The 11,767-nt window shown below is 66.1% G+C and carries 12 protein-coding genes; 7 read left to right on the forward strand and 5 right to left on the reverse strand.

Going from position 1 to position 11,767, the window contains the following annotated elements:
- Positions 1-41 precede the first annotated feature (41 nt).
- The 4 genes from ABIB49_RS13660 to ABIB49_RS13675 all read right to left on the reverse strand — a co-directional run bounded on the left by ABIB49_RS13660 (position 42) and on the right by ABIB49_RS13675 (position 5,152).
- On the reverse strand, positions 42-2,243 hold the full coding sequence (locus tag ABIB49_RS13660) for a S9 family peptidase (protein ID WP_226773537.1): 2,202 nt from the start codon (positions 2,241-2,243) through the stop codon (positions 42-44).
- A 62-nt stretch (positions 2,244-2,305) separates the two neighbouring features.
- A complete protein-coding gene (locus ABIB49_RS13665) occupies positions 2,306-3,364 on the reverse strand; it encodes an LCP family protein (protein ID WP_354157168.1) in 1,059 nt (352 codons plus the stop codon).
- A gap of 74 nt (positions 3,365-3,438) precedes the next feature.
- Positions 3,439-4,068, reverse strand: coding sequence for an arsenate reductase/protein-tyrosine-phosphatase family protein (locus ABIB49_RS13670; RefSeq protein WP_282358605.1), 630 nt, complete (start codon positions 4,066-4,068; stop codon positions 3,439-3,441).
- Entirely contained in the window at positions 4,034-5,152 is a 1,119-nt protein-coding gene (locus ABIB49_RS13675) for an LCP family protein (RefSeq protein WP_226773534.1), read from the reverse strand. The genes ABIB49_RS13670 and ABIB49_RS13675 overlap by 35 nt, the downstream gene beginning before the upstream one ends.
- Positions 5,153-5,353: 201 nt before the next feature.
- Between ABIB49_RS13675 and paaA the strand changes: the two genes are divergently transcribed.
- From paaA to galU, 7 genes are all read left to right on the forward strand, one after another.
- The gene (paaA, locus tag ABIB49_RS13680; protein ID WP_226773533.1) at positions 5,354-6,385 is read left to right on the forward strand and encodes a 1,2-phenylacetyl-CoA epoxidase subunit PaaA; all 1,032 of its coding nucleotides are present in this window, start codon (positions 5,354-5,356) and stop codon (positions 6,383-6,385) included.
- Entirely contained in the window at positions 6,382-6,687 is a 306-nt protein-coding gene (paaB, locus tag ABIB49_RS13685) for a 1,2-phenylacetyl-CoA epoxidase subunit PaaB (protein ID WP_024367847.1), read from the forward strand. Before paaA ends, paaB begins: the two co-directional genes overlap by 4 nt.
- Positions 6,684-7,625 carry a 1,2-phenylacetyl-CoA epoxidase subunit PaaC gene (gene paaC / locus ABIB49_RS13690; RefSeq protein ID WP_226773532.1) on the forward strand — a complete coding sequence of 314 codons (942 nt, stop codon included), beginning with the start codon at positions 6,684-6,686 and terminating at the stop codon, positions 7,623-7,625. The genes paaB and paaC overlap by 4 nt, the downstream gene beginning before the upstream one ends.
- 11 nt (positions 7,626-7,636) lie before the next feature.
- Positions 7,637-8,191, forward strand: a complete 555-nt coding sequence (gene paaD, locus ABIB49_RS13695) for a 1,2-phenylacetyl-CoA epoxidase subunit PaaD (protein WP_226773539.1) — start codon at positions 7,637-7,639, stop codon at positions 8,189-8,191.
- A gap of 9 nt (positions 8,192-8,200) precedes the next feature.
- On the forward strand, positions 8,201-9,433 hold the full coding sequence (gene paaE / locus ABIB49_RS13700; protein WP_226773531.1) for a 1,2-phenylacetyl-CoA epoxidase subunit PaaE: 1,233 nt from the start codon (positions 8,201-8,203) through the stop codon (positions 9,431-9,433).
- Between the two features lie 39 nt (positions 9,434-9,472).
- A complete protein-coding gene (locus tag ABIB49_RS13705) occupies positions 9,473-10,252 on the forward strand; it encodes an enoyl-CoA hydratase/isomerase family protein (protein ID WP_283480204.1) in 780 nt (259 codons plus the stop codon).
- A gap of 86 nt (positions 10,253-10,338) precedes the next feature.
- A complete protein-coding gene (gene galU, locus ABIB49_RS13710; RefSeq protein WP_282358597.1) occupies positions 10,339-11,229 on the forward strand; it encodes a UTP--glucose-1-phosphate uridylyltransferase GalU in 891 nt (296 codons plus the stop codon).
- Positions 11,230-11,259: 30 nt separating this feature from the next.
- Here galU and ABIB49_RS13715 read toward each other — a convergent pair whose 3' ends face one another.
- A complete protein-coding gene (locus tag ABIB49_RS13715) occupies positions 11,260-11,724 on the reverse strand; it encodes an Lrp/AsnC family transcriptional regulator (RefSeq protein ID WP_226775729.1) in 465 nt (154 codons plus the stop codon).
- Positions 11,725-11,767: the final 43 nt, after the last annotated feature.

Raw genomic sequence — 11,767 nt, forward strand, 5'->3', positions numbered from 1 at the left:
ACGAAGAGGACAGGCTGGGGGAGTCCCCCAACCAGCCCCTCCTATTTCAGTCCGGCGCCCGGGAGGAGCTTCGTGGCGGCCAGGGAGTCGGCAACGAAGGCGTAGTCCCAGGCGCGTTCCTTCCACTGCACGTAGCGGCCCGACGCTCCGCCGTGGCCGCCCTCCATCTCGATCTTCATCACGATCGGCTCGCTGCCGGTGTTCAGTTCGCGCAGCCGCTGCACCCATTTCGCGGGTTCCACGTAGAGCACCCGCGTGTCATTAAACGAGGTGACCGCCGCGATCTTGGGATAGTCCACCGCACGGACATTTTCGTAGGGGGTGTAGGACTTCATGTACGCGTAGACTTCGGGGTCCGTGATCGGGTTGCCCCATTCCTCCCATTCCAGTGCGGAGAGCGGCAGCTCCGGGTCCAGGATGGTAGTCAAGGCGTCCACGAACGGAACGGCCGCGACGATCGCAGCGTACTTCTCCGGCGCCAGGTTGGCGATGGCGCCCATCAGCAGGCCGCCGGCGGAGCCCCCCATCGCCGCGATCCGTGCCGGGTCCACCCAGCCGGACGCTGCCAGCCAGTCAGTGGCCGCGATGAAGTCCGTGAAGGTGTTCTTTTTCTGCAGCTTCTTGCCGTCGTCATACCAGTGCCGGCCCAGTTCCCCGCCGCCGCGGACGTGCGCGATTACAAAGACGATGCCCCGGTCCAACAGGGAGAGCCGGGGGATGCCGAAGCCGGGGTCCATGCTCATCTCGTAGGAGCCGTAGCCGTAGACCAGGCCTGCCGCCGTCGAATCCTGCTGCACGGCGGCATGGCGCAGCACTGACAGCGGGATCCTGGTCCCGTCCGCAGCCACCGCCCATTCGCGGGTGGCAACGTAGTCCGCGGCGTTGTAGCCGCCCAGGACCGGGCTTTCCTTGCGTAGCAGGAGTACGCCTGCGGGCTGTTCCGCGGTGGGCAGGACAAAGTCGTAGACCCGGGACGGCGTGAAATAGGAGGTGTAGCCCATCCGGATGACGGGGGCCTCGTAGTCCGAACCGGCAACCCCCGCGGTGTAGAGCTCTTCCTCGAAGCCGGGTTCCACCGCCGCGCCCTGCTCCGGCGTTCCGAGCCCGGCCAGCGGCAGTACCTGCACCCGCTCGATCGTGTCCTTGCGGACGGAGACCACCAGGTGCGTGGACGTGACGCCGGCACCGTTGACTCGCACCTCGTCGGAGTGCTCGACGACGGTGGTCCAGGCCTGCTCGGCGAGCGGCTTGGCAAGTTCGGCCGGATCCACCAGCGAGACCATGGAATTGATGGCGTCCCGGTTGTGGGTGAGCAGGATGGTTTCGGCACCGGCCAGCAGGAAGGGTTCGGCCTCGTAGAGGATGCGTTCGTCCCGGGAGATTACCGTGCTGAGCCCGGCCTCGGGTGCGTCGAAGCGCAGCAGCCGGGTTTCGCTGAACTCTGAGCAGCCGATACCCAGCACCAGATGGCGCCGGTCGGCGGAGAGCTCGAAGCCCAGCCACATGGCGACGTCGTCCTCCTGGTAGATGACTTTGTCCGATGTGACGGGCGTGCCGAGCACATGCGACTTCACCTGGTACGGCCGCCAGGAATCATCTGTCACGGTGTAGAAGATCCGGGTACCGTCGGGGGAGAAGGAAATGCCGTAGAAGATGTTCTCGATCAGATCGGGGAGCAGCTCCCCGGTTTGCAGGTCCTTGATGCGCAGCGTGAACCGCTCGTCCCCGGCGTTGTCCACCGCGTAGGCGTAGAGATTCCCGTCAAGGGTCACTGCGGCCCCGCCGACGGCGAAGAACGGCTGGCCCGCTGCTTCGGCGTTGCCGTCCAGCAGGACTTCCTCGCCCGGAATGTCGACGCCGACCTCGACGGCGGGGGGAGTCCAGTCAGCGACGCGGTCCCCGGTGTCCTGGGCCCGTACCCGGCACTGGATGCCGTATTCCTGGCCCTCCACCGAACGGGTGTAATACCACCAGCCGTCCTTGCGGTTGGGGACGGATAGGTCCGTCTCCTGGGTGCGGCCCTTGATCTCGGCGAAGATGGCCGCGCGCAGCGGTTCCTGGTGGGCAGTCATGGCCTCCTGGTAATCGTTCTCAGCCTGGAGCAGTTCCACGACCTCGGTGGATTCCTTGTTTCGCAGCCACTCGTAGTTGTCCTCGAAGGCATCGCCGTGGCGGGTGCGGACGGCGGGGACTTTTTTGGCAACGGGGGCTTGCGGGGACGGCTGCGCCGGAGTCGTGGTCATGGCTCCAATCTACCGTCCGGCAGCACTGTCACTGCTGCGGCCCGGTCACCGCGGCGGGTGCTTCAGTTCCCGTTCTGAAGATTGTTGGCGGCAATGTACCCGGGCAGGGTCCCGGAGGTCAGTGCTGCCGAGACGGCGGCCGTGGCAGCGGGGTCCTGCAGGACGATGGATTGGCCGTCACTGCTGGTTCCAACGCCGGCGGTGGGCAGGGTAAAGAACACACCGTTGCCTGGTGCCGTGCTTCGCAGGCTGGAGGCGAGCCGCTCCAGCGTTTCCAGCGTGAGTCCCGGGTCGACGGTGATGTGCGGGAGGACCGTCGCCACGAGTTGCTTCACGGTGTTGGCGTCCGAGAGCCCGCCTTCGGCCGCCATTTTGGCCAGCACGGCCTTCAGGAACGTCTGCTGGTTCCGGACCCTCTGGTAGTCGCCGTCGGCGAAGGCATGGCGCTCGCGGACAAAGGCCAGGGCCTGCGGTCCGTTCAGTCTGTTCACACCCGCCGGAAAGTCCACGAAGTCGTCGATGGTGCCGGTGAAGGGCTGCTTGATGTCGACGTCGACGCCGCCGAGGGCGTCCGTCAGGGCCGCGAAACCCTGGAAATCCAGCATAAGGCTGTGGTCCACGCGCTGGCCCAGCAGGGATTCCACCGTCTGTGTCATCAGCGGCACCCCGCCCAGTTCGAGTCCGGCGTTGATCTTTGCTGCCCCGTAGCCCGGGATATCGACCCAGAGGTCGCGCATGATGGAGATGCCGTAGACACTTTGCCGGTCGGCCGGGAGATGGATAAAGACCAGCGCGTCACCGCGCTGGTCCGAGGCGGCGCCGGAGGCCGCGATGGCCCGCTCGTTCACCCGGCTGTCGCTGCCGATCAGCAGGATGTTCAGCGCGGCGGGCGGCGGATCCGGCGTCGGGGCTGGGGTGGCGGCGGGCGATTGCTGCGCTGCCGGGGACGTTTGCACCGGGGCTGCGGTTTCGGTGCGGGGCATGTTCAGGAGCAGCGCCGCGGCGGCGACGGCGAGGACCGCCAGGCCGGCAATGAGGGCGATGATAACTGTCCGGCGCCGATGCGCCACGCCCGGTGCCGTGGCTTTGGCTGCGTCTGCCGGTTCCGGCTCCGTTCCCATGGCCGGACACTACCACCGTAAGCGATCGACCGGGAGCAACCGACGGCGCCGGGTTCAGCCGTGGGCTGCCGGGTTCAGCCGTGCTGCCGGGCGAACCGCAGGATGGTGCGGATGGCCGGGGAAAGTTCATCCTCCATTTGGCGGTAGATTTCCGGCCCGCGCCGGTAGGGGTCCACCACGTCATTGTCGGCCGGTTCCGGGGCTTGCGCGAGATGCCGGACAGCGGCCGCGCGGGCCGGGAGATCACGCCAGAACGCGGCTGTGTCGCCTGCCGGGGCAGGGATGCCACGGTCCTCAAGCGCTTCGAGCATCCGGGCAAATTCGCGGATGGTGAAGGTGCGCTTTAGCAGGGCGGCGTCCAGATGGATGACTTCGCCGCGGTGCTGTGCCGACATCGCCAGCACCAGATCTGCTTGCCGCAGGATCTCCGGGGTCAGCTGACGGGCCGCGAACCCGTCCGGCGTGCCGCCGTAGCTTGTGATGATGTCTTGGGACAGCGGCTGGATCGGATCGCCCGCCATGGCCCGAGTTCCAGCGCTCCGCACCTCAAAAGCCCCGGGCTGCACCTGGTTCAGTCCGGTTTGGAGCAGGCGTTCGGCAACGGGGGACCGGCAGATGTTGCCGGTGCACACGGTAAGGATCCGAATGGGTAACGACGGCGAACCATCGCTAGTTTCCGGCTCCGAGGCCTTGGGCAGCAACATAGTCTCCGAGTCTATCGTTGCTGAGGGCGGCCTTGATCTCCTCGATGGCGGACGGATCAGGCAGGACAATGGACTGCCCGTCTGCCGACGTGCCGGTCCCGGCCGTGGGCAGGGTAAACATGGCGATGTCCTGGCGGTGGACGTCCCGGAGGCTGACGGCCAGGCGGCCGGCTTCGACCAGGTCCAGGGCAGGCGCCACGCTCACGAAGGGGGCGACGGCGCTAAGCGCGTGTTCGAGGGTGAGCGGGCGTTGGACGGTGCCGGCGTCCAGGGTTTTGCCGATGACGGCGGCCAGGAGCAACTGCTGGTTGCGGACCCGCTGGTAGTCGCCGTCGGCGAAGGCATAACGCTCGCGGACAAAAGCCAGGGCTCGGGCGCCATCGAGGGTGTTCGCGCCCGCATTAAAGACATATTCGCTCTTGGCCCTCGTCCCGGTGAACGGCACCTTGACGTCCACGGTGACCCCGCCAATGGCGTCGACGAGTCCCTGGAATCCTTCAAAGTCAATCCGTACCACTTGATCGATCCGCTGCTGCAGCAAGGATTCCACTGTCTGCACCACCAGGGGGACGCCGCCGAAGGCCAGGGCGGCATTGATCTTGGCTTCGCCGTGCCCGGGGATGGTCGTCCAGAGGTCGCGCATGATCGAAATGCTGTAGATATGGGCGCGGTCAGCCGGGATATGAACCAGCATCAGCGTGTCGGAGCGTTGGTTCGAGGGTGCTCCGGCCACCGCCTCGGCAGCCGCGCCGCCGGAAGCATCGCGGCTGTCGCTGCCCATCACCAGGATATTTATGGGTTTCGCGGAGCCGGCCGGCACCGCCTGGGCCCGGACCCGGACGGCCTCCGCCGGGAACGCGTTTTTGATCTCCCGGGTCTGGGATGCGAAAATCTGGGCCATCGAAAAGACGTAGGCTCCCATCGAACCGGGGACCGCGAGCACAAGGGCCAGCAGCACGCCCAGCAGGATCCGGCGGCCGCGTTTGCCGTGAACTGTCCTGGCCGCCCGGTCGCGGCGCGCCGCCCCCGGCGGCGTTCCGTTTCCTGACGATTCCTTCCGATCCACTTCCCCGTGATTCGACATTAGAGTCTCCTGAGTTCGGTGCAGCGTCCGGCGGAGAGCGCCGGGAGACCTCGCTGCAGTCGATGGTGCAGACGGTACGCTCCGGAACTTGGGTTTTCCTGCAGTCGTGGTGGAGCTCCAGTGCTTGACGCATCTCCGGCCTTCCGCATATCCTGAACGAACGGTCGGTAATTATTTATCGGAAAATGCATAGGAGCAACCATGGCAGCGCAGACCCTGCAGTCAGTGCCCGGAGAGCCAACAGCGGCACGGCACGAACAGAGCCTCGAAGATGTGGCCCGGCGTGACGCTGAAGGCCAGGCATACTTCGACAAAGTCATGGCTGACGATTCGCGGATCGAGCCCCGCGACTGGATGCCCCCGGCATACCGCAAGACCCTGCTTCGCCAGATTTCTCAGCACGCGCACTCGGAGATCATCGGCATGCAGCCGGAAGCCAACTGGATCTCCCGCGCCCCCAGCCTCAAGCGCAAGGCCATCCTGATGGCCAAGGTCCAGGACGAGGCCGGCCACGGACTGTACCTGTACTCCGCCGCCGAGACCCTCGGCCAGCCGCGCGATGAGATGAACCAGGCGCTGATGGACGGCAAAGCCAAGTACTCCTCCATCTTCAACTACCCCGCCCGCACCTGGGCGGACATGGGCGCCATCGGCTGGATGGTCGACGGCGCCGCTATCGCCAACCAGGTGCCGCTCTGCCGCGCCTCCTTCGGCCCCTACGGCCGCGCCATGGTCCGCGTCTGCAAGGAAGAATCCTTCCACCAGCGCCAGGGCTTCGAGATCCTGCTGGAACTTTCCCACGGCACGCCGGCGCAGAAGCAGATGGCCCAGGACGCGGTCAACCGCTGGTACGCCCCGGCCCTGATGATGTTCGGCCCGCCGGATGACGACTCGCCCAACTCCAAGCAGTCCATGGCCTGGAACATCAAGCGCTTCAGCAACGACGAACTGCGCAACCGTTTCGTCGGAATGATGATGGAGCAGGTCAAGGTCCTGGAGCTCACCCTCCCGGACAAGGACATCCGTTTCAACGAAGAAACCAAGAAATGGGAGCACGGTCCGCTGGACTGGGATGAATTCCACGAGATCCTCGCCGGCCGCGGCCCCTGCAACGCCCAGCGCCTGGAACGTCGCCGGGAAGCACACAACAACGGCACCTGGGTGCGCGAAGCCGCCGCGGCCTACGCTGAAAAGCAGAGCCGCAAGCAAGCAGAGAAGGAATCCGCAGCATGACAACTCCCGAACCGCACGCAGGCAACGTCTGGCCCATCTGGGAGGTTTTTGTCCGCTCCAGCCGCGGCCTCTCCCACGTCCACGCCGGCTCCCTGCACGCGCCGGACGCCGCCATGGCGCTGCGCAATGCCCGAGACCTCTACACCCGCCGCAATGAGGGGGTGTCCATCTGGGTTGTCCCGGCGGACGCGATCGCCTCGTCCGATCCTGACGCCAAGGGCTCCTTTTTCGAGTCTCCCCAGGGCAAGGACTACCGGCACGCGACGTACTACACCAAGAGCGAGGGCGTGAAGCACCTGTGAGCACCTCACCTGAAACTGCCGCAGCGGCAGCACCCGCAGCAGCGGAAACGGCCGGTCACGGGGACATCTCCGTCGGCGTCAACGGCTCCGGCAACAGTGGCGAGGCCACGGCCAGCGCCACCCGGATCACCCCCGGCAATGCCCTCCGTCCGGAGGACATCGCCCTTGCCGTAAGCCAGGGAACCGCGAAGCCGAGCGCTGACGCCGCCGAGTTCGCCCTGCGGCTGGGCGATGACGCCCTGGTCCTCGCGCAGCGGCTGGGCCACTGGATCTCCCGCGCCCCGGAGCTTGAGGAAGACATCGCCCTGGGCAACATCGCCCTGGACCAGCTGGGGCACGCCCGGTCCTTCCTCAGCTATGCCGGCGGATTAGACGGTCGAAGCGAAGATGACCTCGCCTACTTTCGCCGCGAGCCGGAGTTCCGGTCCGTCGAAATCTTTGAACTTCCGAATGGCGACTTTGCCGTCACCATCGCCCGCCAGCTCGTGGTCAGCTACTACCAGTTCGAGCTTTACCGCCGGCTGGCCGCCTCCACCGACACCACCCTGGCCGGGATCGCCGCCAAAGCGGTCAAGGAAGTGGATTATCACCGCGACCACAGCGCCCAGTGGGTGCTGCGCCTGGCCCAGGGCACTGACGAGTCCCGCGCGAAGATGATCCACGCCTTCAAGGTCATCTGGCCCTACGTCGACGAGCTCTTCCGCGACGACGAACTCACCGCCCGCCTGGCCGGGTGCGGTGCCGCCGTCGAGCCCTCCAGCCTGCGCGCCGATTTCGACCGCCTTACCGGCGAGGTCCTGGCCGCAGCCGAACTGGACGTTCCCGCGGTTCAGCCGGCCCCCGGCGGCGGACGCCGGGGACTGCACTCCGAACATCTCGGCTACCTCTTAGCCGAGATGCAGGTACTCGCCCGCGAGTACCCCGGGGCAAGCTGGTAACCACGATGGACATGTACGTCAGCCACCCCACGGCAGCCGACGGCCGCCCTGCGGCCCCGCGGACGCCCGAGCAGAAGGCCTGGGAACTCGCGGCCACGGTCTGCGACCCGGAAATCCCGGTCCTGACGATCGAGGACCTGGGGATCCTGCGCAAGGTCAGGATCTACGACGACGGCGGGATGGTCCCCGCCGTGCAGGTCACGATCACTCCGACCTACTCGGGCTGCCCCGCCATGGACGCCATCCGCGATGACCTCACGGCGGCCTTCAAACGGGAAGGCTACCCCAGCGTCAACGTCGACATGGTCCTCTCCCCGGCATGGAGTACTGACTGGATGAGCGAGGCCGGCAAAGCCAAGCTGCAGGAGTACGGCATCGCGCCGCCGTCGGGCCGCTCTGCCGCCCTCCGGCACGCCGGCCCGGTCCGGTTGTCCCTCGCCGTCAAGTGCCCGCAGTGTTCGTCGCTGAACACCAAGGAACTCACCCGCTTCGGTTCCACCTCCTGCAAGGCGCTGTACGTCTGCCAGGACTGCAAGGAACCCTTCGACTACTTCAAAGTCATCTAAGGAAACGCCATGATTGTTCTCCGACAGACCGCCGCTGAAACGGCCGCAGCCACCGGCCGCCGTCGTGCGTCCTTCCACCCGCTGGCCGTGGATGAGGTCCGCCGGCTCACCGATGATGCGATCGAGGTGACCTTCGGCGTTCCGGCCGAACTCGCGGGCCAGTTCGATTACCTCCCGGGCCAGTACGTTGCCCTGCGCACTACCCTCCCGGATGAGTCCGGCGAGCCGAAGGAAGTCCGGCGCAGCTACTCGATTTGCGCCGAGCCGAGGAGCTTTGCGGACGGCAGCAGCGAGATCCGGGTCGCGATCAAGAAGGACCTGGGCGGGCAGTTCTCCACCTGGGCGAACGCCGAGCTCACGGCCGGGGACGTGCTGGACGTGATGAGCCCGATGGGTGCGTTTGTGTCCCGGCACGGCCGGGACGGCAAAGAGCAGAACCTGATGAACTCGATGAACCATCCGGAGGACATGGCCAGCGAGCTCGCGGGGGAGCCCGGCTCTTTCGTCGCGATCGCCGCCGGTTCCGGGATTACCCCGGTGATCGCGATTGCCCGCACGCTGCTCGCCGCACATGCCGAAACCCGCTTTGACCTGGTCTACGCCAACAAGGCCGCGATGGATGTGATGTTCCTGGAGGAACTCGCCGACCTGAAGGACAAGTACCCGGCCCGGCTCGCGTTGCACCACGTGCTCTCCCGGGAACAGCGGATCGCCCCGCTGCTCAGCGGCCGGATCGACGCGGAAAAGCTGCAGGCCCTGCTGGGGACCGCCATCCACGCCGAGGACGTCGACGAGTGGTTCCTGTGCGGCCCGTTCGAACTCGTGCAACTGTGCCGGGATACCCTGGCCGAGCGCGGCGTCGACCCGGAACAGGTCCGCTTCGAACTGTTCAGCACCGGTAAGCCGGACCGTCCCGAAGGCAATGCCGGCCGCCCGGTGATTGTGGACGAATCCCAGTCCACGTTCAAGATCACCTTCAAGCTGGACGGCCTCCAGGGCGAGGTGGCCAGCCCGACCCACGCCCGTGAATCCATCCTGAACGCGGCGCTCCGCGTCCGCCCGGACGTACCGTTCGCGTGTGCCGGCGGCGTCTGTGGAACCTGCCGTGCCAAGGTAGTCACCGGTGCCGTCACAATGGATGAGAATTACGCGCTGGAGCAGGACGAACTGGACAAGGGCTACGTGCTCACCTGCCAATCCCACCCCACGACGCCGGAAGTCACCGTCGACTTCGACGTCTAACGGACCAACCCCGACTCCCGCCCCGACCCCAGGAGCCCCATGATTTCCCTCTCCATCGCCGACGGCATCGCCGAGATCGTCCTGAACGCCCCCTACAAGCTCAACGCGCTGGACGAGCAGGCGCTGCGGGATCTGTCTCAGGCGTACGACGACGCCGCTGCCGCAGCCGCCCGCGGAGAGGTGCGTGCGCTGCTCCTGAGGGGAGAGGGACGGGCCTTCTGCGCGGGCCGGGACATCGCCGGCGTGACGCCGGAAACGGATGACGTCCAGGGCTATCTCGGCGGGTTGCTGCAGCCGCTTCTGAAGAAGATGTCCGCCTTTCCGGCGCCCACCTTCGCGGCAGCCCAAGGAGCCTGCCTGGGGGTAGGGCTGGGCCTGCTGCTGGCCACTGACGTGGTGTACGTGGCGGAGAACGCCAAATTCGGCTCCCCGTTCGCGAACCTCGGTGCCACCCTCGATTCGGGTGGCCACTGGTACTTCACCGAACGCCTCGGTATGCACCGGACGCTGGACCTGATCTATACGGCGGAGCTGATGAGCGGTGCTGACGCCGTGGCGCAGGGAATGTTCTCCCGGGCCATGCCCGCAGCTGACCTCCTGGCGGACACCCGCGCCATCGTGGCGAAGGCCGCCACCGGCGCCACCAGTGCCTTCACCGCCAGCAAGGACCTCGTGGCGCACATCCGGGACCAGCGGCTGGGCCTGTGGGAGTCCATGGCAGAGGAAAACGCCGAGCAGGCACGGCTCTGCAACACCGCGGACTACACTGAGGGGTTCCTGGCGTTCCAGGAGAAGCGGACGCCGGTTTTCAAGGGGTAAAAACGACTGTCGCCGGGCGACCGGCCCGGCTGCTTCTCTTTATCGAAGCCATTCTCATTTCGAAGGTGTCCTTGTAGGGTTCGGTTATGACTTTGGGGAAACCGGTAACTAAGGCTGTCATTCCTGCCGCCGGACTGGGAACACGCTTTCTGCCCGCCACCAAAGCCATGCCGAAGGAAATGCTCCCAGTAGTCGACCAGCCGGCCATCCAGTACGTCGTGGAGGAAGCCGTCCGCGCCGGGCTGACGGACCTGCTGATGATTACCGGCCGGCAGAAGCGCGCCCTCGAGGACCACTTTGACCGGGAGCCCAGCCTGGAACGTGCCCTGGAACTAAAGGGTGACCGGGAGAAACTGGCGGCCGTCCAGCACGCATCCGCCCTGGGGCCGCTTTACTATGTGCGCCAGGGAGACCCGCGGGGACTCGGCCACGCCGTCCTGTGTGCCCGTCAGCATATCGGCGCGGAGCCCTTCGCCGTGCTGCTGGGCGATGATTTGATTGACGAACGCGATGAGTTGCTGAGCACCATGATCGAGGTGCAGGCCCGGACGGGCGGCTCGGTGGTTGCCCTGATCGAGGTGGATCCCGCCGAAATCAGCGCTTACGGCTGCGCAGACGTCTCGGTCATCGCCGGCGAAGACCATGTGCGGGTTAACCGGCTGGTGGAAAAACCCTCGATCGCCGATGCGCCCTCCAACCTTGCCGTGATCGGCCGCTACGTCCTGCACCCGGCGGTGTTTGACGTGCTGGAGGAAACAGGACCCGGCCGCGGCGGAGAAATCCAGCTCACGGACGCGCTGCAGACGTTGGCCACCTCAAACTGCGAGGGCGGCGGGGTCAGCGGAGTGGTCTTCAAGGGCCGCCGCTATGACACCGGCGACAAGCTCAGCTACCTGAAGGCGGTCATCTCGATTGCCTCGGAACGGGTCGAATTCGGCGAGGAGCTCAAAGCCTGGATGAAGGCCTTCGTCAACTGAAACCGCGTCAACTGAAACCGCGACGCCAGGCTAGCGCGTATCGACATCCTCAAACACCAGGAACGTCTGGGTGTCCAGCACCCCGGGCATGGACTGCAGCTGGTCGAAGATCACCCGGCGCAGATCGATGTTGTCCACGGCGCGCACCAGCAGGATGACATCGAAGTCGCCACCCACCAGGGCGATGTGGTGCACCTCTGGAATGGCGCGCAGCAGTTCCCGCAGTTCCCGCCAGGAATGCTGGCGGACCTTCAAGGTGACGTAGGCCGAGGACTTCAGGCCGGCCTTAATCGGATCGACCAGTGCCGTGAACTTGGTCAGCACACCCTCGCCGGTCAGCCGGGCAATCCGTGTGTAGGCGTGGGCCCGGGAGATGTGGACATTCTCCGCGACCTGCGTGACGGACATCCGCCCGTCCCTGGTCAGTTCCGCGATGATGTTCCGGTCCACATCATCCAAGGGCACCGCCGCCTGGTCCGCCCCGTCCTCTGCCATTTGTCCACAACCCCCGCCGGTAATCCAGCTCACATCTACGATT

The sequence above is a fragment of the Arthrobacter sp. UYCu512 genome (assembly GCF_040547075.1).
Classification (GTDB): Bacteria; Actinomycetota; Actinomycetes; order Actinomycetales; family Micrococcaceae; genus Arthrobacter.

Excerpts from the sequence above, each read along its gene's own strand:
- ABIB49_RS13660 (WP_226773537.1), bottom strand. The coding sequence starts at position 2,243 with ATGACCACGACTCCGGCGCAGCCGTCCCCGCAAGCCCCCGTTGCCAAA.
- ABIB49_RS13665 (WP_354157168.1), bottom strand. The coding sequence starts at position 3,364 with ATGGGAACGGAGCCGGAACCGGCAGACGCAGCCAAAGCCACGGCACCG.
- ABIB49_RS13670 (WP_282358605.1), bottom strand. The coding sequence starts at position 4,068 with ATGTTGCTGCCCAAGGCCTCGGAGCCGGAAACTAGCGATGGTTCGCCG.
- ABIB49_RS13675 (WP_226773534.1), bottom strand. The coding sequence starts at position 5,152 with ATGTCGAATCACGGGGAAGTGGATCGGAAGGAATCGTCAGGAAACGGA.
- paaA (WP_226773533.1), top strand. The coding sequence starts at position 5,354 with ATGGCAGCGCAGACCCTGCAGTCAGTGCCCGGAGAGCCAACAGCGGCA.
- paaB (WP_024367847.1), top strand. The coding sequence starts at position 6,382 with ATGACAACTCCCGAACCGCACGCAGGCAACGTCTGGCCCATCTGGGAG.
- paaD (WP_226773539.1), top strand. The coding sequence starts at position 7,637 with ATGTACGTCAGCCACCCCACGGCAGCCGACGGCCGCCCTGCGGCCCCG.
- paaE (WP_226773531.1), top strand. The coding sequence starts at position 8,201 with ATGATTGTTCTCCGACAGACCGCCGCTGAAACGGCCGCAGCCACCGGC.
- ABIB49_RS13705 (WP_283480204.1), top strand. The coding sequence starts at position 9,473 with ATGATTTCCCTCTCCATCGCCGACGGCATCGCCGAGATCGTCCTGAAC.
- galU (WP_282358597.1), top strand. The coding sequence starts at position 10,339 with ATGACTTTGGGGAAACCGGTAACTAAGGCTGTCATTCCTGCCGCCGGA.
- ABIB49_RS13715 (WP_226775729.1), bottom strand. The coding sequence starts at position 11,724 with ATGGCAGAGGACGGGGCGGACCAGGCGGCGGTGCCCTTGGATGATGTG.